This window comes from Micromonospora sp. AMSO12t (genome assembly GCF_008806585.1).
Taxonomy (GTDB): Bacteria; Actinomycetota; Actinomycetes; order Mycobacteriales; family Micromonosporaceae; genus Micromonospora; species Micromonospora reichwaldensis.
This window is the reverse complement of the sequence record NZ_WAAS01000014.1, coordinates 1-20,327: the sequence shown is the minus strand read 5'-3', so window position 1 is coordinate 20,327 and position 20,327 is coordinate 1. Positions and strand designations below refer to the sequence as shown.

The 20,327-nt window shown below is 72.4% G+C and carries 15 protein-coding genes; 9 read left to right on the top strand and 6 right to left on the bottom strand.

What is annotated here, in order from left to right:
• The first annotated feature begins 18 nt into the window (after window positions 1-18).
• The gene (locus F6X68_RS03730; RefSeq protein WP_151452954.1) at window positions 19-1,812 is read left to right on the top strand and encodes an ABC transporter ATP-binding protein; all 1,794 of its coding nucleotides are present in this window, start codon (window positions 19-21) and stop codon (window positions 1,810-1,812) included.
• A 73-nt stretch (window positions 1,813-1,885) separates the two neighbouring features.
• Here the strand turns inward: F6X68_RS03730 and F6X68_RS03725 are convergent, their stop codons facing one another.
• Window positions 1,886-2,872, bottom strand: a complete 987-nt coding sequence (locus F6X68_RS03725) for a serine hydrolase (RefSeq protein ID WP_151452924.1) — start codon at window positions 2,870-2,872, stop codon at window positions 1,886-1,888.
• 393 nt (window positions 2,873-3,265) lie between these two features.
• On the opposite strand from F6X68_RS03725, the gene F6X68_RS03720 reads away from it, so the two are divergent.
• Window positions 3,266-4,594, top strand: coding sequence for an NAD(P)/FAD-dependent oxidoreductase (locus F6X68_RS03720; RefSeq protein ID WP_151452923.1), 1,329 nt, complete (start codon window positions 3,266-3,268; stop codon window positions 4,592-4,594).
• Between the two features lie 23 nt (window positions 4,595-4,617).
• Window positions 4,618-6,171 (top strand): aminotransferase class I/II-fold pyridoxal phosphate-dependent enzyme, encoded by a 1,554-nt coding sequence (locus tag F6X68_RS03715; RefSeq protein ID WP_225851953.1) that lies wholly within the window; start codon window positions 4,618-4,620, stop codon window positions 6,169-6,171.
• A 238-nt stretch (window positions 6,172-6,409) separates the two neighbouring features.
• Here the strand turns inward: F6X68_RS03715 and F6X68_RS03710 are convergent, their stop codons facing one another.
• Window positions 6,410-7,303: a TetR family transcriptional regulator gene (locus F6X68_RS03710; RefSeq protein WP_151452921.1), complete on the bottom strand. Its 894-nt coding sequence runs from the start codon at window positions 7,301-7,303 to the stop codon at window positions 6,410-6,412.
• Between the two features lie 107 nt (window positions 7,304-7,410).
• Between F6X68_RS03710 and F6X68_RS03705 the strand changes: the two genes are divergently transcribed.
• Together F6X68_RS03705 and F6X68_RS03700 are read left to right on the top strand one after the other, a co-directional pair.
• Window positions 7,411-8,382 carry an ABC transporter ATP-binding protein gene (locus tag F6X68_RS03705; RefSeq protein ID WP_151452920.1) on the top strand — a complete coding sequence of 324 codons (972 nt, stop codon included), beginning with the start codon at window positions 7,411-7,413 and terminating at the stop codon, window positions 8,380-8,382.
• Window positions 8,379-10,004, top strand: coding sequence for an ABC transporter permease (locus tag F6X68_RS03700; RefSeq protein WP_151452919.1), 1,626 nt, complete (start codon window positions 8,379-8,381; stop codon window positions 10,002-10,004). The genes F6X68_RS03705 and F6X68_RS03700 overlap by 4 nt, the downstream gene beginning before the upstream one ends.
• Before the next feature lie 342 nt (window positions 10,005-10,346).
• On the opposite strand, the gene F6X68_RS03690 is transcribed toward F6X68_RS03700, so the two are convergent.
• Window positions 10,347-10,586 (bottom strand): DivIVA domain-containing protein, encoded by a 240-nt coding sequence (locus F6X68_RS03690; protein ID WP_225851952.1) that lies wholly within the window; start codon window positions 10,584-10,586, stop codon window positions 10,347-10,349.
• A gap of 374 nt (window positions 10,587-10,960) precedes the next feature.
• On the opposite strand from F6X68_RS03690, the gene F6X68_RS03685 reads away from it, so the two are divergent.
• A complete protein-coding gene (locus F6X68_RS03685; RefSeq protein WP_151452952.1) occupies window positions 10,961-11,200 on the top strand; it encodes a winged helix-turn-helix domain-containing protein in 240 nt (79 codons plus the stop codon).
• Between the two features lie 71 nt (window positions 11,201-11,271).
• Window positions 11,272-11,718, top strand: coding sequence for a hypothetical protein (locus F6X68_RS03680; protein ID WP_151452918.1), 447 nt, complete (start codon window positions 11,272-11,274; stop codon window positions 11,716-11,718).
• A 247-nt stretch (window positions 11,719-11,965) separates the two neighbouring features.
• On the opposite strand, the gene F6X68_RS03675 is transcribed toward F6X68_RS03680, so the two are convergent.
• Window positions 11,966-12,427, bottom strand: a complete 462-nt coding sequence (locus tag F6X68_RS03675; RefSeq protein WP_151452951.1) for a hypothetical protein — start codon at window positions 12,425-12,427, stop codon at window positions 11,966-11,968.
• Between the two features lie 691 nt (window positions 12,428-13,118).
• Here F6X68_RS03675 and F6X68_RS03670 point away from each other — a divergent pair.
• Together F6X68_RS03670 and F6X68_RS03665 are read left to right on the top strand one after the other, a co-directional pair.
• Complete coding sequence (locus F6X68_RS03670; protein WP_225851951.1) at window positions 13,119-13,946, top strand: DUF559 domain-containing protein; 828 nt, start codon at window positions 13,119-13,121, stop codon at window positions 13,944-13,946.
• A 213-nt stretch (window positions 13,947-14,159) separates the two neighbouring features.
• The gene (locus F6X68_RS03665; RefSeq protein ID WP_151452916.1) at window positions 14,160-15,092 is read left to right on the top strand and encodes an HNH endonuclease; all 933 of its coding nucleotides are present in this window, start codon (window positions 14,160-14,162) and stop codon (window positions 15,090-15,092) included.
• Window positions 15,093-15,134: 42 nt separating this feature from the next.
• Here F6X68_RS03665 and F6X68_RS03660 read toward each other — a convergent pair whose 3' ends face one another.
• Together F6X68_RS03660 and F6X68_RS03655 are read right to left on the bottom strand one after the other, a co-directional pair.
• On the bottom strand, window positions 15,135-15,887 hold the full coding sequence (locus F6X68_RS03660; RefSeq protein ID WP_151452915.1) for an HD domain-containing protein: 753 nt from the start codon (window positions 15,885-15,887) through the stop codon (window positions 15,135-15,137).
• Window positions 15,888-15,997: 110 nt separating this feature from the next.
• Window positions 15,998-20,182 carry a SpoIIE family protein phosphatase gene (locus F6X68_RS03655; RefSeq protein WP_151452914.1) on the bottom strand — a complete coding sequence of 1,395 codons (4,185 nt, stop codon included), beginning with the start codon at window positions 20,180-20,182 and terminating at the stop codon, window positions 15,998-16,000.
• Window positions 20,183-20,327: the final 145 nt, after the last annotated feature.

The window sequence follows — 20,327 nt, the reverse complement described above, 5'->3', positions numbered from 1 at the left end:
GACGTGAGGAAGTATCCCTTGGAACCCGTCCCCTCCGGCCGCGACCGCGGCCCCCGCAAGGTCAGCGCCGCCGAGAAGGCGCAGGCCCGCCAGGTGTCCCTGCGGCGCATCGGCGTCCTGTTCGCCCGACACCGGGCGGCGCTCGCCACCGTCACCGCGATCATCGTGGTCTCCTCGGTGCTCGCCATGGCCTCGCCCTTCCTGCTCCGCGCCGTGATCGACCGGGCCCTGCCCGAGCGCGACCTGCCGCTGCTGGCCTGGCTGGTGGCCGGCATGGTCGCCGTCGCCGCCGTGACCTCGGTGCTCGGCGTGCTCCAGACCTGGATCTCCACCCGGGTCGGCCAGCAGGTCATGCACCGGCTGCGCACCGACGTCTTCACCCACCTGCAACGGCAGTCCCTGGCGTTCTTCACCCGCACCCGCACCGGCGAGGTGCAGTCCCGCATCACCAACGACATCGGCGGCATGCAGAGCGTGGTCACCTCGACCGCCACCTCGATCGCGGCCAACCTGACCACCGTCGTCGCCACGGCGGCGGCGATGGTCGCGCTCTCCTGGCGGCTCTCGCTGGTCTCGCTCGTCGTGCTGCCGCCGGCCATCTGGCTGACCCGACGCGTCGCCCACCTGCGCCGCGAGATCACCGCGCAGCGCCAGCGCGAACTCGCCGACCTCAACGTCACCGTCGAGGAGGGGCTGTCCGTCAGCGGCGTGCACCTGGCCAAGACGCTGGGCACCGGCCCCGCCCTGGCCGCCCGCTTCGCCGCCTCGTCGGACCGCCTGGTCGACCTGGAACTGCGCTCCGAACTCGCCGGCCGCTGGCGGATGGCCACCATGAGCGTCGTCTTCGCCGCCATCCCGGCGGTCATCTACCTCAGCGCCGGGCTGCCCGGCGCCGCCGGCACGCTCAGCATCGGCACCCTGGTCGCCTTCACCGCGTTGCAGGGCGGGCTGTTCCGCCCCCTGATGGGCCTGCTCAACGTCGGCGTCTCCGTGACCGCCTCGTTGGCGCTGTTCGCCCGGATCTTCGAGTACCTGGACCTGCCGGTCGAGGTGGACGACCCCGCCGAGCCGGTCGACGTCGACCCGCGCCGGATCCGGGGCGAGCTGCGCCTGAGCGACGTCACCTTCCGCTACCCGGGCAGCGACACCGCCGCCGTCGCCGGGATCACCCTCGACGTGCCGGCCGGCAGCGGCCTGGCGCTGGTCGGCGAGACCGGCTCCGGCAAGAGCACCCTGGCCGCGCTGATCAGCCGCCTGCACGACCCGACGAGCGGCCGGATCACCGTCGACGGCGTGGACCTGCGCGACCTGCGCCTGGCCGATCTGGCCGCGATCGTCGGCGTGGTCAGCCAGGAGACGTACCTGCTGCACACCACCGTGCGGGAGAACCTGCGCTACGCCCGCCCGGACGCCACCGACGCCGAGATCGAGGCCGCCGCCCGCGCCGCCCAGATCCACGACCTGATCGCCGGTCTGCCCGACGGCTACGACACCATGGTCGGCTCGCGGGGACACCGCTTCTCCGGCGGCGAGAAGCAGCGTCTCGCGATCGCCCGTACGCTGCTGCGCGACCCGCGCATCCTGATCCTCGACGAGGCCACCAGCGCGCTGGACACCGAGACCGAGCGCGCCGTGCAGCGGGCGTTCGACGAGGTGGCCCGGGGGCGTACCACCATCACCATCGCGCACCGGCTCTCCACGGTGCGCAACGCGGACCGGATCGCGGTGCTCGACCACGGCCGGATCGTCGAGTCCGGCAGCCACGACGGTCTGCTGGAGCGCGCCGGCCGCTACGCCACCCTGGCCGCCTGACGTGTCAGGGTCCGGACTCCTGGGCACGCCAGAGGTGTGCCCTGCCGATGGCTGACCGGCGGGCGCGGCGCCGTCAGGCCAGTGCGGGAAGGATGACCCGTTCCAGCACCGTGAGCGGGGTCCGCCACTGGTCGGGGTCGTCGTAGTTGCCGGCGGTGATGGCCACGGCGAGGTCCAGGTCGGGCAGGACGAACAGGCGTTGGCCGCCGTTGCCCATGCCCGCCACCAGCCGATGGCCCTCGATGGAATCGATGTACCACTGGTAGCCGTACCGCGCGCCCCAGCTGGTCTGCAGGCGTGGCTGGAGCATCGTGTGGATCCAGTCGGCGGGGACGATCCGCTGACCGTCCCAGGTTCCCTCGGCCAGCACCAGCTCGCCGATCCGGGCCAGGTCGCGGGGCGTGAGTCGCAGCCCGGACGCGGCGGAGGCCACTGCGTCCGCGCCGGTCATCCAGTCGAAGCTGCCGATGCCCAGCGGCCCGAACAGCACGGCCTGCGCGTACTGCGGCAGCGACTGCCCGGTGCCGTCGGCGATCAGCCGGCCGAGCAGAGCCGTGGCACCGCCGCAGTAGGTCCACCGGGTGCCGGGCGGCTCGAGGATCGGCCGCTCCAGGACGTACCGGTACCGGTCCGGCGCCAGCTCCATCGCGATCTCGGCGTTGGCCGGGCTGTTGTACGGGAGATCTTCGCACCATTCCACGCCCAACGACATCGTCAGTGCGTGCTCGACGGTGAGCCGGGCGCGCCAGGGGTCGGCCGCCAGGTCGGGGTACTGCGGGAACCGGTGCAGGAGCGGCTCCGCCGGCGGCGGGACCAGCCCTTCGCCGAGCGCGATGCCGTACAACAGGACGGTCACGCTCTTGGTGACGGACCGGATGTCGTGCAGGACCCCGGGCCCGAACTCGACGACGCCCAGCGAGTCGCCCCAGGCGAAGTCCTCACCAGCCCCGTAGTACTCCAGCACGGTGTGACCACCGCGAACCGCCGCGACGGTGTGCAGACCGCCGACCTGGCCAGCTCGAAGTATGTCGTCGAGACGGTCACGCAACTGCGTCGTCATGGGCACTCCGAGGGGGCGATGCCGGCCAGCGGAACAGCATGCTCGTTATACCGGAGTTTCCGCTCTTCAGGCGACCCGGCTGGGAGGGCCAAGCCCGGCCCGCCGCGCGTCCTCAGCCGCCGTGAGCCGCTCGATTTGTTCGCGGCGCCAGTCCACTGAAGTGACCTCGCACGCCCACTCCGAGCGGTTTCGATCCACTGTGGACATACGCTACGCTCTCCGCCGGGCCTGCCGACTCGATCGGTGGGTGTGGCAGAGGCAGCCACCGGCAACGGTGGCCGACGCCGCACGCAACCCGGGTGACCTGCGCGATCCGCGGACCCCGGGGCCGCTCTTGGGTGGGTTTTCCGCCGCCGCTACCTGCGCCGCCACCGCCACATCAACGAAGGATCGATTCAGTTGTACGACGCGATCGTCATCGGCGCCCGCTGTTCGGGTGCGTCCACCGCCCTGTTGCTCGCCCAGCGTGGACACCGGGTGCTCGTGGTGGACCGCTCCTCGTTTCCCAGCGACGTCATCTCGACGCACTTCCTCTGGCCGCACGGGATGTCCTACCTGAACCGGTGGGGACTGCTCGACGAGGTCCTGGCGGTCACTCCGGCGCACACCACGGTCGAGGTGGTCAACGACGGCATCTCGCTGACCGGCTCGGTGCCGACCGAACTGCTGCGCGAGTACTTCCGGGACCTGCACGGCGACGACTCGGGCGTGGTGCAGAGCTATGCGTCCGTGCGGCGCCGGGTGCTCGACGAGATCCTGGTCGGTGCGGCCGCCAAGGCCGGCGCCGAGGTGCGGACCAACTTCACCGTTCGTGAGCTGATCGTCGAGAACGGGCAGGTCGTCGGTGTCCGGGGGCGTGCGGTCGACGGAGAGCTGGTCGAAGAGCGGGCCCGGATCGTGGTCGGTGCCGACGGCCGGAACTCGTTCGTCGCCCGCACCCTCGCGTTGCCGAAGTACGACGAGCGGCCCCGCTGCACGTTCGCCTACTGGAGCTACTGGTCCGGCTTCGACCTGGGCCCGGCACAACTGCACCGGCGCGGCCGGTTGGCCTGCGCGGTGGCGCCGACCAACTTCGACCAGAACATGGTCCTGGTCTGGGGGCCGAGTGAGTGGTCGCGGGAGTTTCGCGGTGACGTGCCGGGCAATTACCAAAAGGCGTTGGACTTCGTCAGTCCGGAGCTGGGCGACGTGGTGCGCAGCAAGGGGACCAGGGAGGAACGCATCTACGGCACCCTGGACCAGTCGGCCTTTCTCCGGCCACTGCACGGGCCCGGGTGGGTGCTCGTCGGTGACGCCGAGTCGGCCAAGGACCAGTGCACCGCCATCGGCATCACCCACGCCTTCCGCGACGCCGAGCTGGTCAGCGCCGCCCTCGACCGGTGGCTCCGCGGTGACGCGTCGATCGACGAGGCGATGACCGCCTACGGGGACCGCCGCCGGAGCCAGAACGCCGCCGCCTACCACGACTACGTCTGCACCCTCGCCGAGATGCGTCCGTACCGGCACGACGAGTTGCAACTGTTCGTCGCGTTGCGGGGCAACCAGCAGGAGACCGACCGGTTCATCGCCACCCACGCCGACGTCGCGCCGGTGTCGGAGTTCTTCCAGGCCTCCAACCTCTTCCTGCTCAACGATGCCGCGAAGGAGTCCTCCGCAGACCACGCGGTCTTCGAGGACTTCGCGGAGACCTCCCGCAGCTACCAGCAGAACCTCTTCGCCTGATGATCCACCAGGGAGACGACACCGTGACCACCGAGCTGGACCAGCGTGAAGACGGCGAACTGATCGGAATCATCCTCAAGGCGGCACACTGCCGGGACTTCGAGACCATGGCGCGTACCGCGACCGAGGTCTCCGAGATGACCCGTAACTGGGCCACCCACATCCCGTGGGACGACCTCGCGTCGCTCGAAGGCGCCGACGACGAGCTGGCCCAGGTGGTCGCCGACCTCACCGAGATGTGGGAGCCGGCCCACCTGCGCAACCCCGTCGACCCCGACGAGGAGTACGCCCTGGACAAGAACGCGTACGACTTCTACCGGCCCGCCGGCCGCAACCTGCTGACCCGCACCGGGGACTTCTACGGCTGGGTGCAGGCCCGTCGACGCACGGAGACGTGGCAGTACTCGCGGGTGCTGGAGGCGGCACCGGACAGCGTCGCCCAGATCACCAACGACCTGGGCCGGCGGGCCCGCGGCATCAACTTCAACTCGCAGGACTACCTGTCGTTCAACACCCACCCGGCGATCCGGGAGGCGGCGGCCAAGGCGATGCACGACTACGGGCCGCACAGCGCCGGCTCGCCGATGGTGCTCGGCAACACCCGCATCTCCGACGATCTGGAGGCTGCCCTCGGCGACCTGGTCGGGCTCGACCACGTGACGCTCTTTCCGACCGGCTGGGCGGCCGGCTTCGGCGCGGTCGTCGGTCTGGTCCGGCAGTCCGACCACATCCTGATCGACCGGCTGGCCCACTCCTGCCTTCAGCAGGGGGCACGGGCGGCCACCCGGAACGTGGTCCGCTACGAGCACCTCAACGTCGAGGCGGTACGCCGGCACCTGACCGAGATTCGGGCCACGGACACCCGCAACGGCATCCTGGTGGTCACCGATGGGCTCTTCTCGGTGGACGCGGACTGGCCGGACCTCGTCACCCTGCAACGCGTCTGCCGGGAACACGACGCCACGCTGCTGGTCGACGTGGCGCACGACCTCGGCTCGATGGGGCCCGGCGGCACGGGTGTGCTGGGGATGCAGGATCTGCTCGGCAGCGTCGACATCGTGATGGGCGCCTTTTCCAAGACGTTCTGCTCCAACGGTGGCTTCGTGGCTTCCCACTCGCCGGCGTTGAAGCAGTACATCAAGATGTTCGGCGGCTCGCACTTCTTCTCCAACGCGCTGTCGCCGGTGCAGACCGCGGTGGTGCGGGAGGCCACCAGGATCATCCGGTCGGCCGAGGGGGACGTGCTGCGGGCCCGGCTCTTCACCGCGATCCACGCCCTGCGCGACGAGCTGACCGGCCGGGGTCTGACCTGCATGGGTGAGCCGTCACCGATCGTGCCGCTACTGATCGGCAACGAGAAGCTGGCGCGGACGGCGAACCGCCTGCTCTTCGACCGGGGGGTGCTGGCATTCATGGTCGAGTTCCCGGTGACTCCGACCGGCTCGTCCCGGTTCCGGCTTCAGGTGCAGGCCGGGCACCGGCCCGAGGAGGCCCGCGAGGCGGCCCGGATCATCGAGGGCGCCATCGCCGACTCCCGGGCGTACCTCTCCAGCGCCTTCGGCAGCGCTCCCCGCTGAGAGACGTCTCTGGATCCCGGTACCGCCCAGCACCGAATCAACGCAGTGGAGGCACCCTCGGATGAGGGTGCCTCCTGCTGATCGCTTCTCGTCCGCCGAAGACGGCACTCCCGAAATCTGGTTCGGAGCGGCCCGGGTGGATCAGCTCATGCGTTGTCGAGCAGCCGTGCGGACGACCTTGGACTTCGACACCTGACGGGCCGGCCCCGTTCTCAAAACTGTCGCAGAAACAGTCTCATTATTTCGCGGCGGCCGGGTCGAGGTGGCGGTAGACGGTGGCCCGCGAGACCCCGAGCGCGGCGGCGATCTCGTCCGCCGAGTGGTCGCCCCCGGTGTGCATCCGCCGGGCCGCCTCGACCTGCTCCGGGCTCATCGCCCGTGGTCGGCCGGGCCGGCGCCGGCCCCTCGCCGCGCCGCCGGCCGCCGGGGTGCCCGCACCGCCACCGCCACCGCCGTCGGCCGCCGTGCCTGTGCCGCCGCTGGTCGCCGCCGTGCGGGTGCTCGCGCCGCCGGCCGTGCCCGCCCCGCCAACTTGGTCGGAGCCGCCCGCCGTGCCCGCGCCGCCGGCTTGGTCGGAGCCGGAGCCGGTCGGGTCGCCGAGCAGCCGGCGCACGCCGTCCAGCATGTCCGCCCGCAGCACCGCGTCCGGCACGTCGACGAAGAAGACGACCGGATCGCTGCACGCGGCGACCGCCTGCACCGCTCGAACCCGCTCCCGGCGCCCCGCGTCGGGCCCGGCGATCAGGTCGTTGGCGCGCATCGCGATCCGTATCAGGCGGTGGTAGGTGTCGCCCCGGCCGACGAGCGCGATGTCGTGGAAGAGCATGCCGAGTGGTCGGCGGTGGCCCAGGATGATGTCCACCCAGCCTTCCAGCACCGTCCACCGGGCCCGCTCGGCCGGCCCCTCCTCGGCTGCGTCGAGCAGCGCCTCGAAATCGGCCACCATCGGCTCGATCAGGGCGGTGAGCAGGTGCTCCTTGGTCGGGAAGTGGTAGAGGATCGCGGCCTTGGTCAGCCGCAGCCGCTCGGCGATCTGGCGCAGCGGGGTGCGCTGGTAGCCGTGCTCGGCGAACAGGTCGAGCGCGGCGCGCAGGATCCGGGTACGCGTGTCGTCGGGCGCCTCGGCGGTCATGGCGGCAAGCCTAGCGGCGTCTGACCGATGGCAGGCAACCCTGTTGATTCGACTGACCGCCGGTTAGTACAGTGTGGTCGTCGGCACCGCCAGCGACAGGAGGGCCCATGCCCGTCATCTCCATCGGCAACCTGGTCAAGACGTTCGGCAGCGTCCGCGCGCTCGACGGGCTCGACCTGACGGTCGCGGCGGGGGAGGTGCACGGCTTCCTCGGGCCCAACGGCTCCGGCAAGTCCACCACCATCCGTGTCCTGCTCGGCCTGCTGCGCCGCGACGCGGGCGACGTGCGGGTCTTCGACGCCGACCCGTGGCGCGACGCGGTCGCCCTGCACCGGCGGCTCGCGTACGTGCCCGGCGACGTGAACCTGTGGCCGAACCTCTCCGGCGGCGAGGCGATCGACCTCTTCGGCCAGCTGCGCGGCGGCCTCGACCGGCGCCGCCGCGACGAGCTGCTGGAGCGCTTCGACCTCGACCCGACGCGCAAGTGCCGCACCTACTCCAAGGGCAACCGGCAGAAGGTCGCCATCGTCGCCGCCTTCGCCTCGGCCGTCGAGCTCTACGTGCTCGACGAGCCGACCTCCGGGCTCGACCCACTCATGGAGGCCGTGTTCCAGGACGAGGTCCGCCAACTCAAGCGCGACGGCGCCACCGTGCTGCTCTCCAGCCACGTGCTGGCCGAGGTCGAGGCGCTCTGCGACCGGGTCAGCATCATCCGCGAGGGCCGCACCGTCGAGTCTGGCACCCTCACCGAGCTGCGCCACCTCACCCGTACGGCCGTGACGGTCGAGACCGCGCGGCCGGCGACCGGCCTGGCGGCCCTGCCCGGCGTGCACGACGTGCGCGAGGTCGACGGTCGCACCCACCTGGAGGTCGAGCCCGCCCACCTCGACGAGTTGCTCGGGCATCTGGTGCGCTTCGGCGTACGCGCGCTGACCAGCGCCCCGCCCACCCTGGAGGAGCTGTTCCTGCGTCACTACGGCGACGAGCGCGCCGCCGTCGCCGCTGGCACCTCCGCCCCGGCGGCGGGTTCGACCGACGGTGACCGCCCCGACGCCGACCGGCCGGCGGGTGCCCGGTGAGCGCGTTCACCGGCACCGGGCGGCTCGCCCGCCTCGTGCTGCGCCGCGACCGGCTCCGGCTGGCGATCTGGGTGCTCGGCACGCCCCTGCTCGGCTACGCCCTCGCCGGCAGCGTCAAGGAGTTCTACCCGGACGAGGCGTCCCGGGTCGGCTACGCCACCACGTCGGCGTCCAGCCTGGTCGCCCGCGCGTTCAACGGGCCGATCGCCGGCACCGACCTCGGCGCGGTGGTGACCGCCGAGACGTACGTGACGCTGGCCCTGCTCGCCGCGCTGCTGAGCACCTTCGCGGTCATCCGGCACACCCGGCAGAACGAGGAGACCGGCCGCGCGGAACTGCTGGGCGCCTCCGTCGTCGGCCGGTACGCGCTGCTCACCGCCGCGCTGCTGGTGGTCGCCGCCGCGAACGGGGCCGCCACCGCCCTGCTCGCCGCCGCACTGTCCGGCGCCGGCCTGCCGCTCGCCGGGTCGGTCGCCGCGGCCGCCGCCATCGGCGGCGTCGGCCTGGCGTTCACCGGTGTCGCCGCCGTCGCCGCCCAACTGTCCGTCACGTCCCGGGGCGCCAACGCGCTCGCCGCCGCCGCAGTCGGGATCTCCTTCCTGCTCCGCGCGGCCGGTGACGTGCTGGGCGAGCAGACCGACGGCGGGCTGCGGGTGGTCAGCGCCTGGCCGTCCTGGCTCTCGCCGCTCGGCTGGGGCAACCAGGTCCGCGCCTTCGGCGGCGAACGCTGGTGGACGCTGGCGCTGCCCGTGGCGCTGCTGGTCGCCGGGGTGGCGGCGGCCTACGCCCTCGCCGAGCGGCGGGACATCGGCGCCGGGCTCGTCGCGCCCCGGCGCGGGCCGGCCACGGCCGCACCCGGGCTGCTCAGCCCCGCCGGGCTGGCCTGGCGGTTGCAGCGCGGCGCGCTGCTCGGCTGGGCGGTCGGGGTGGCGGTGCTCGGGTTCTCGATGGGCATTGCCGGCGACGAGTTCAACGCCATGATCGAGGAGAACCCGGCCGCCGCCGAGGCCATCAGCGCGATGGGCGGCGGCGCGAAACTCATCGACGCGTACCTGGCGGCGATGCTGGGACTGTTCGCGCTGACCATCGGGGCGTACGTCGTGCAGGCGCTGCTACGCACACGCAACGACGAGGCCGACGGGCTGCTGGAGGCCGTGCTGGCCACGGCGGTCAGCCGTACCCGCTGGCTCGTCACCCAAGTGGCCGCGGCGACGCTCGGCGCGCTCGCCCTGGTGCTGCTGGGCGGGCTCACCACCGGCCTCGGCTACGGCCTGGTCGCCGGCGACCCCCTCGGCCGGGCCGTCGGGCTGGGCGGAGCGGCGCTGGTGCGACTGCCGGCCCTGCTGGTGGTCGCCGGGGTGGTCACGGCGCTGTTCGGCCTGCTGCCCCGCTGGTCGGTGGCGCTGTCCTGGGCGGCACTGATCGTGTTCCTGCTGCTCGGGCAGCTCGGCGCGGTGCTCGACCTGCCGCAGGCGGCGCTGAACCTGTCGCCGTACACGCATGTGCCGTCGGCCCCGGCGGTCGAGGCGGCGGCGCTGCCGCTGGTCGTGCTGACGGGGGTGGGAGCCGCGCTGCTGGTGGCCGGGACGGCCGGCTTCCGCCGCCGCGACGTCCCGAGCTGACGGGGGGCGCGCCGACGCGCACTGTCGTCAAGGGACGAGGGGGCAGCTCGGTCGGGCACACCCGACCGAGCTGCCGGGTCGTTCGCGCGCGGCAAGGCACGAGGGCGTTGCGGGGTCGGCGGGCCGGCGATGGGACCAGGCCGTCGAGCTGGACGTATATCTCGCGCTTGTCGGTCGCCTCACCGCGCCGGTTCAGGACGTAGCCGGTCAGCCAGATCCAGCCGGCGTACGTCGGTTGGTCGGAGACCGAGACGACGCGGAAGGTCAGGGCACGGTCCCCGGCGAACTGCACCGAGGCCCGGCCGTCGACGACGAGCAGATCACCGGGGGAGGGGCGCGCGGTCACCAGCGGCCGGAGTTGCGGTGGTGCTCCTCCGGCGGCCGGCACTCCCGCGCGTGCATGGTCTGCCAGTCGCGCAGTGCCCGCCTGATCCGGTCGTTCTCCTGGGTGAGCAGCCGTACCGTCTCGTTGAGCATGGCCAGCTCGTCGGCGATCCGGGCCTGGAACTCGCGTACCTCCACCTGGTCGACACCGCGCCGGCGCGCGGCGAACTCGCGGGTCCGCACCTCGTGTGGCGTCAACCGGCCCGGGTAGCCGGCGGGGTGGGGCTGAGCACCTCGGTACACCTGAGCCACGACGATCCTCTCTGCGGGCAGGCGGGAGCGCGGAGGCTCCGCACGGTGGGTCCGGAAGGGCGGGTCGTCCGCGTGGGGGCCGCGGACGACCCGCCCGCTCGGCCGCCGCAGCCCGATCAGCGGTACGACAGCAGAGCAGCCGGGCGGGGCCGGGACGGGCACGGACACTCGGCCCCGACCAGGGGGTGCCTCTGCTCCTTGTTGCCACGCAAGGGAAGAGGCGCGTCTTCAACTTAGCTGTCCCAGTCATCTGAGTCAAACGATGAGTTGTTGCGAGGTGTCATTGCGTGATCGAATTGGCGTGCCACGCAGGGGGAGCCATGCCGATCATCGCCGACTACATCCGGATCGCCGACGCGCTCGTCGCCGATATCAGAGCGAAGAAGATCAAGCCGGGGGACAAGCTGCCTTCAATCACGCAGCTTGCTGCGACGTACAAGGTCAGCCCGTCCACCGTCAAACAGGTCTACGTGCGGCTCGAAGCGCTGCGAGTGATCTGGCGGCACCAGGGCAAAGGTGTCTTCGTCAACGACCCGAAGCTCTGGATGCGGGAGCCGTAGGTAGCGGGTCGACGACGGGAACAGGCTCGACGGGTACCCTCGTCCCGTTGGCGGGACGGCCAGGGTCGTCGGTGATCGATCGGCAGCTGCTCTCGTCCGACCTGCGGGAACAGGCCGAATCGGGCAGCCGCGCCCGCCTGGCCGTCGCTCAGCTCGCCGACGAGTCGAGTCGCGACGACGTGCTCACCGTCGCCGACCTGTATGCGCTCGGCCAGGATTTCGGCAAGGTGGCGGCCGACGAACACGTGTCGCACCTGGCCGCGCGGTTGTGCATGGACTCCGGGCTGGCCGAGCGCGCCGACTGGGAGCACGTGTGGGTCGACCCCGAGTGGGGCGCCTCGCCGGCGGACATCTACGTCGGCTTCCTCGCCGAGACCACCAACCGCTCCACCTCACCGACGAGGCGCTCACGTCGTGGTGCCCGCCGAGAGCCACCGGGGCCGCAAGACGAAGGCGTGACCGACTGGCCGCCGTCGAGCGTTGGGGATGACCATGCGCGGCCAACTGTCGGGTCGTGAGCCTCTCGACGAGATCGCCGACCCGACGCAGCGGTACGACGATGCCTCGATCCGGCTGCGGCCCGATCTCGACCGGCACATGGTGCGGGCCACCTTGGTCGATGCCGCTGACCGGTCTACTTGCCTGACGTCAGCGAGGAGGCCCTCGCTGGCCTCAGGTTCAGCAGCGCCCCGCCCGAACGGCTGGCGGTGGCGACCCCGGCCGCCGGCCGCGACGTGCCGAGCTGACGGGGGCGCGCGAAGCTTGTCACGGTGCGGCGAGGGCTTCCCGGGACCCGGCGTCGAGCAGTGCGCCTACCCGTGCGATCGCCTCGCGGATCATCGTGCCGTACCCGTCGTCCGGCAGCTCGGCAACGAGGGGCGCCGCGATCGTCAGGTGGTCCCGGGCGCGGGCGACGTCGCCGGCACGGCGGTACCCGTCGGCGAGGTTGAGGTGCAGCGACGGCAGCAGGGCGCGGACCCGCAACGACGCGTGGTCGCGCTGGACGCGCTCGTCGCTGAGGTCGGCGACGGCGGCGAGCGCACGGCGGTCCCACGCCACCTCGTCCGCGACCGAATCCTGAAGGTCGGCCAGGTGGTGCGCGATGGTGCAGCGGTGCAACGCGTCCCCGGTGTCGCCGACCTGCTCCCAGACCTCGGTGAGGGCCGCGCGTGCGGCGGTACGGTCGCCCGCCGCACCCAGGTCCAGGGCGCGGCCGATGCGCGTCATGACGTCGTCGGCGTCGTCGGTGTCCACTGTGCTCCTCGCGGTGGGGCCGGGCAGCCGGCCGCCGGGCTCTCGCCGCACAGGCTGCGGGCTCGACCCACTCGAGGGTCAAGCGCTCGTCGCCGACTACATCTCTGGAGGTGGGACCAGGCCGTCCGACGGGTGCGCCAGCTGGGGTAGCGGATGACCCGGCCGCGGCGAGGGCCGGAACCACCGAACGATGCGAGGCCTCGGAGAAGTCCCCGGGATCCGACGCCACGCTCTTCAGCGGCTAGCGCAGCGCGCGCGAACTCGCGGGTCCGCACTTCGTGCGGGGTCAACCGGCCCGGGTGACCGGCGGATTTCGGTGTCTCGGCGGATGCCGTGCTTGGGCTCATGATCGTGTGAGTTGCAGCCGGCCACATTAATAGGTGGCTTCCGGGTGAGCGACAAACGATCACCGGTGGTCTGGCACAACACCGAACGCGAGTGGAGGTCGTCCACAGCGGAGCCGTTGTCCACAGCGCTCGTGTGGGCGTATGGCGGGCGGTGGCCGTGTCCGGCACCGTCGGCGGCGTGAACCCTGTGCTGCGGGCCGCTCGACCGCAACGGCGGGCTCGTCACCCGACACGCCACCTCGCAGGTGCTCCCGCGCTGGGTGCTGGAGGACACGTCGCGTTCCGGACGCCTGCTCCGGGTCCTGCCAGGGGTCTACGTGGACGCAGCCCTGGCCGACGGTAGGGGGAGCGCGCCTCCACTGGCCCGGGTCACCCCGGTCCTGGCCCGGCGGGCGGCCGTGGCCTACACGGGTGGGCGTGGCGCGCTGAGTCATCTCACCGCACTCGAGGTGTGGAAGCTGCGCCGTCAGATGCCCGGCGAGCCGGTACACCTGGATGTGCCGACCCGTGCCGGGCTGCGCAGCGGACCGCACCTGGTCGTACACCATCGGCGGTCCTTCGCCCCGGAGCCACCTCATGTGCTGGTACGCGACGGCGAGCCGGTCACCCGGTTGGATCGGACGCTCGTCGACGCCTGGCCGTTGCTGCATCCGGCGGACCGGCCGGCGGCCATCATCAAGGCGGTCAACGACCGGCTGACCACCCCGCGACGGATCGCCGCAGCGTTGGCGACCGCGCCGAAGCTGGCGGATCGTGCCGCACTTCGAGTTCTGCTGGACCGGCTCGACGCCGGCTGTCGCAGTCCGTTGGAGATCTGGGGGCACGACCGCGTCTTCGTCGGGCCGGGAATGCCGGCGTTCCGACGACAGGTGCGGGCGCGGCTGGGCGGACGGGTGGTCTACCTCGACCTGTTCGCCGAGGCCGAGCTGGTCGACATCGAGCTGGACGGCGCGACGACCCATGGCGACCTGCGGGAACGGGAGATCGACCTGCGACGCGACGCACTGTTGGCGGCCCGGGGCGTTCTCGTGGTCCGCTTCAGCCACCGCCGGCTGCTGCACGAGCCCGACGAGGTGCGTCGCGAGACCCTCGCCATCCTCGCGAACCGCCGCAGGACTCCACGCCCCGACGCCGGACTGGGATGAACTCAAGTCGAATGAGGGGCATCGGGCGGCCGTCTCGGCACGGCTATGCCGACCATGATCGTTTGATGGGAAACCGGTGGAATCCCTCCCCACGCCCCGGTTGGCCATCACCTGATCACGACAGTGATTGAGACAGCTGAGCTGTGCCACCTGTGGAGGCGTCGGCTGTTCGGGGGGTGGCGTGGAGATCGACGTGACGGCACGCTTGTCGGCGTGAAGGCCTTCGTGGGGGTCACGGACGAGAAGTGGTACCGCTTCCTGGCCGCCCGTCCCGAGCTGAACGAGGTCAACTTCTGGCGGCCTTCGGGCGGCGGTTTCCGCGCGCTCACAGCGGGCGAGCCGTTCTTCTTCAAAGCCCACCATCCTCTCAACCGCGTCATCGGTGGTGGCTTCTTCAGCGGCTTCACTCAGCTGCGAATCTCGGAGGCATGGGAGCTTTTCGGGGAGGCCAACGGCGCGGCGAGCATCGACGAGATGCGCCGCAGCGTCGGCCGCTACCGCAGGCAGCCGATCGCACCCGATGAGGACCCCGTCATCGGCTGCATCTTCGTGCGTGACGCCAACTTCTTCCCGGACGAGTCCACCGTCGGCCCGCCGCCGGAGTTCAAGTCGAATGTGGTGCAGGGCAAGACGTACGACCTTGCGGACGCCACCTGGGGCGACTACTTCGAACTGCTGATCCATCGCCTGATCGGCACGACTGTCGAACTCGACCTGAGTGAACCCTGGCATCGGCCCGGCCCGGTCTACGGAGATCCACGGCTGGTGCCACAGCGGCTGGGCCAGCAGTCGTTCAAGGCCGTGGTGCTCGGGGCGTACGGCCGACGCTGCGCGATCACCGGCAACAGGGTCCAGCCGGTGTTGCAGGCCGCGCACATCCGACCGTTGCCGAGGGGTGGTGAGCATCGCCTGGACAACGGCCTGCTCCTGAAGTCGGACGTGCACATCCTCTTCGACAGGGGCTACCTGGGCGTGGATCCCAAGTATCGACTCGTGGTCAGCCCTCGGCTTCGCAGCGAGTTCGGCAACGGTGACCAGTTCTATGCCAAGGCGGGCGAGCAGATCGCTGTTCCAGATCGCCGGCCCGACCGACCGAACGCGGAGTTCCTGGAATGGCACCTCGACACCGTCTACAAGGCGGCCTGACCCATAGCCGGGGTTGAGCGTCAGTCGACGAGGCTGACGTCGTCAGTTCGGGTGGGGTGGTTCGTCGAGGATGGCGCTGAAGCGTTCCTCGGCCAGGTCGAGCTGACCGAGGATGTGCTCCTTCACCGGCGCCGACAGGGGAGTGTCCGGCCGGGTGACGAGGTCGCGGTAGACCGGCACGAGCGGCCGGTACTTGCGGGCCGACGAGGTCACCTTCGGGCCGACGGTGTGGATGACGCCCACCCCGTTGTCCGTGAAGTCGGAGATCTTGATGACCCGCGCCCACGGCTCCCGGTCCAGGCTGGCCGCCACGTGCTCCCGGTACTGGACGTGCTTGTCCCGCCCCGGGTCGTACGCCGGATTGGTGACCGCGCCGACCAGGCGGGCCACCCGCGGCCCGAACCGCTCCGCGAGCACCGCCAGGGCGGCGGCGGTGGCGTCCTCGCCGTCGTGCGCCCCGGCACGTTCGCCTCCGGACGCGGCGGCCAGCTCGTCGGGGTGGTCCTCCACCGCGTCGTGCAGCAGGCCGGCGACGATCACGTCGACGTCGCGGACCTGGTAGTGGTGCATCATCCGGATCGCCACCCGCAGCAGGTGGTTCAGGTAGGGCTCGCGTACCCGCCGGTCGTCGCGGTGCAACTCGGCGGCCAGGTCCAGGGCCTCGGTGAGCCGTTCCCGGGCGGCCTCGTCGAACGCGCGCAGCTCCAGCCGGAACCGGGCCAGCAGGCCGGGCTCGCCGTGGATCTCGGTGATCGCGTGCATCGGCATGGTGGCCAGGTAGGCGGGAAACTCCATCCGCCACTTATAGCCGATCTTCACCCTTCCGGGGGTCCCTGCCGTCGCCCACCCGACGCCGGCAACCTCGGCCGAACGCCACCGCGGCGTCCGGTCAGGGTGGCAGCCCGTCAGGTGCCGGAGACGCGCTTGACCAGGCGTACGGTGGTGCCGTCGGCGCTGCCGGCGACGGTGGCCTCGTCCATCAACCGAGTCATGATCAGCCGGCCACGGCCGCGCTCGCTGTCGTCGGGGCTCGCGTCCCGCCACCCGCCCGTGTCGCTGACCACCATCTCCAGCCGGTCGGCGCGCAGCCGCCCCCGGACGGTGACGGACGCGTCCGGGGCGAAGCGGTAGCCGTGCTCGATCGCGTTGGCGCACGCCTCGCCGGCCGCGATCAGCACCGCGTCGACGTCGGTCTCGCCGATGCCGAGGCCGGTCAGCCACTCCCGCAGCGCCTCCCGCGTCGGCGCGAGCTGCCCCGGGTCGGCGGTCAGCGCCGCAGCGAAGACCGCCGGCTCCCGATGCCGGTAGACCAGCACCGCCACGTCGTCGTTGCGGGTGTCGGGCAGCAGGTCCCGGACCATCCGGTCGGCCAGCGCGCCCTCGGGCAGTTCGCGGCCCTGGGTGAGCGCGGCGACCGCCCGGGAGATGCCGGCGTCGATCAGTTCCCGCCGTCGCTCGATCAGCCCGTCCGTGTAGAGCAGCAGCGTCGAACCGGGTCGCAGCTGCGCCCCGGCCTCGGGCCGGCCGGGCACCGCGACGCTGGCCAGCGGCACCGAGCCGGCGCGGGTCAGCAGGTCGGCGGAGCCGTCCGGGTGCACCAGGATGCCCGGCGGGTGGCCCGCCGAGGAGTAGCGGAGCACGCCCAGCGAGCGGTCGATGATGGCGCAGAAGACGGTGGTGCAGGCGCCGCCGGGCACCATCCGGGCGAAGTCGTCCAGCGCGGACAGCACCTCGGCGGGGCTCTTGGCCTGCAGGAGCAGGGCACGCGAGGCGCTGCGCAGCTGCCCCATCACGGTGGCGGCGGGCAGGCCCCGCCCCACCACGTCGCCCACCACCACGCCGACGAGGTCGCCGGGAAGCTGGACCACGTCGTACCAGTCGCCGCCCACCTCGAGCGGCGCCACCGCCGGCTGGTAGCGGGTCGCGAACCCGGCCGGCAGGTCGACCGGGCCGAGCATCGCCCGCTGCATGGCCAGGGCCACCGTCCGCTGCGTCTCGAAGGCCCGTGCGCGAACCAGCGCCTGGGCCAGCGCCGCGCAGAGCTGTCGTACGAGCGGCAGGTCCACCGTCTGCACCGACCGGGGCGGGTCCAGCTCCAGCCACACCCCGCCGGGTGCCCCGCCCGGCTCGACACGTGCCCCGAGCGCGGTCACCCGGCCCGCGTCGTCGACGACCAGCTGCGGCTCGCCCTCGGTGGGCAGCCCGTCGAGCGCCCGCTGCACCTGCGGGGTCAACGTCAGGCCCTGGGTCACCACCAACGGCGTGCCGGCGGCGTCGGCGCAGACCGCCAGGCCGCGGGTGCCGTCCAGCAGGGTGCACAGCTCGGACAGGCCGGCGTCGAGCACCTCGGCCACGTCGGTGGCGCGGGCGAGCCGGCCGGAGAGCGCGGCCAGGGCGGACTGCCGGGCGGCGGCGCGGACGTCGGCGGTCACGTCGCGCAGGGTGGCGACCCAGAGGCGGCGGCCGGTACGCGGCTCCCGCAGCGAGTTGTAGACCGCCTCGGCCCAGATCCGGTGCCCGTCGGCGTGCCGCAGCGGCAGGGTGACCCGGCCCCGGCCGGAGCCCCGTGCGGTGCGCAGCACGTCGATCAGCAGGCGCCGGTCGGCGGGCGCGGCGTCGGCCTCCGGCCACCACGGGTGCGGCGGCGCGACCGGCGCCGCCAGCTGGGCGGTGCCGACCAGGCGGCAGAACGCCTCGTTCGCCTCGACCAGCGCGCCGTCGGCGTCGACCACGGCGAACGCGTCCTGCAACGACTCGATCAGGGCCGCCCGCCAGGTTGCCTCCTCGTTGCGCAACCGGGCCAGCTCCAGGTGCGCGCCGACCCGGGCCAGCAGCTCCTCCGACGAGAAGGGCTTGGCCAGGTAGTCGTCGGCCCCGGTCCGCAACCCCTCCACCGCGGCCTCCCCACCGGCGCGGGCGGAGAGCACGATGATCGGCAGCCCGGCGGTACGCCGGTCGGCGCGCAGCGCCCGGACCAGCCCGAAGCCGTCCAGGCGGGGCATCATCACGTCGGTCAGCACCAGATCGGGCACCCGCTCGGCGATCCGGTCGAGCGCCTCTTGGCCGTCGGCCGCGACGACCACCCGGTGGTGGGGTGCGAGCAGGCTCGCGAGGAACGCGCGCAGGTCGGCGTTGTCGTCCACCACCAGCACCGTCGCGGCGTCCCGGGCGTCGTCGTCGGTGGCGTCCGCCCGGGTGGGCGCGGCCTCCGGCAGCCAGTGCAGGGCCTCGGCGACGTACGTCTCGTGGGCCCGCTCGCGGCGCGTGGCCGTGGCGGTGGGCCGGCCGTACGGCAGGCGGACGGTGAACGTCGAGCCCTCGCCCTCGACCGAGCGCACGCTGACCTCGCCGCCGTGCAGGTGGACCATCTCCTGCACCAGCGCCAACCCGATACCGGTGCCCTCGTGCGACCGGCCGCCGGCGCCGCGTACGCGGTGGAAGCGGTGGAACAGCAGCGGCTGCTGGTCGGCGGGGACGCCGACGCCGGTGTCGTCGACGGTCAGCGTGACGTGCGCGTCGTCGCCCCGCAGCCGCAGCCGCACCGCGCCGGCCAGGGTGTACTTCAGGGCGTTGGAGAGCAGGTTGACGACCACCTTCTCCCACATGTCGCGGTCCACGTACGCGGTGCGTGGCAGCGCCTCGACGTCGACGCGGTAGCTCAGCTCGGCCTGGCGCATCGCGTACGCGAACGACTCGGCGACCCCGGCGGTGAGTGCCGGCAGGTCGGTCTCCACCCGTTCGGGGTCCAGCCGGCCGCCCTCCAGGCGGGCGAAGTCGAGCATGTCGTCGACCAGCTTGCGCAGCCGGCCGGTGTTGCGGTGCACCAGCTCCAGGCGCTCGCGCTGGCCCGCAGGAAGCGGCTCGTGCCGGTCGGCGAGGCTCTCCCGGACCGGTCCGGCGATCAGCGTCAGCGGGGTGCGCAGCTCGTGGCTGACGTCGGTGAAGAACTCCGTCTTCGCCGCGTCCAGCTCGGCCAGCGTCGCGGCGCGACGCCGTTGTGCCTCGTACGCCAGCACGTCGCCCAGCGCCGTCGAGACCCGGTTGGCCACCAGGTCGAGGAAGCCCCGGTACGCCTCGTCCAGGTCGCGGAAGGGGCTGATGCCGACGACCAGCACGCCGGCCGGGTGGGTCTGCCCGGTGGCCAGCAGGGGCAGCACCACGACCTCGTCCACGGGCACCCCGACGACCTCCCCGGCCCCGGCGCGGGGGTCGCCGGGCAGGGCCACTCCCCGGACCCGCGCGGGGCGGCCGGTGCGCGCCACCTCGTCGATCTGCGGCAGCCACCCGGTCCCCGCGGCGGTGTCGTCGGCCACGCCGACCGAGGCGGCCAGGACCAGTTCGTCGTCGGACTCCCGGCTGCCACCCGGCCCGGGGCCGGTGAGGTGGCTGCCGTCGTCCGGCGTGACACCCCCGGGACGTAGGTAGATCATCGCGGCGGGCAGGTCGGCCGGGCTGCCGGTGAGGACCCGGGCCGCCGCCCGGACGGCGTCGCGGGTGGTGTCCGCCGCCGCGATCGAGATCGAGCCGAGCTCGCGCAGCGTCTCAAGCCGCCGGTCACCCAGCACCCGGGCCGTGACGTCCGTGGTGGCCACGAAGACGCCGGGAACCCGGCCGTGCCCGGCGCGTACGGGGCTGTAGGAGAAGGTCCAGTACGTCTCCTCGAGGTAGCCGTGCCGGTTGAGCAGGAGCAGTTGGTTCTGCGCGTAGGTGGCGCCGCGGCCGGCGAGCACGTGGTCGGTGAGCGGGCCCAGTTCGTCCCAGACCTCCGCCCAGCACCGCGCGCCCGGCTGACCGATCGCGGCCGGGTACTTGTCCCCGAGCACCGGGGTGTACGCGTGGTTGAAGATCTGCACCAGCTCGGTGCCCCACCACAGCAGCATCGGGATCTTCGACGGCAACACCGTGCGCACCGCCGCGCACAGCTCCGACGGCCAGGTCTCCACCGGGCCCAGGGCGGTGGCGGCCCAGTCGGTGGCCCGGTGCGCGACGCTGGTCGGGTCGTCGCCGGCGAAGAGGTCGTCAACGGACGCCCCGGCGCCCGCTGGTCCTGCGGCGTCCCGGTCGTCCCGGTCGCCCAGTGGGGCTGCCACGCGCTGCTTGGAATCCACGTCCCGGCCCCCTGTCCCCGCGTTGGTCTCCGGGTCGCAAGCAGCCGCCGTGTCCTGCCCCTCATCGTCCCGCCGGAGTCACTTTCCCCAACCGGTCACGCCCGAACCGTCGATCGACGTGACCCGA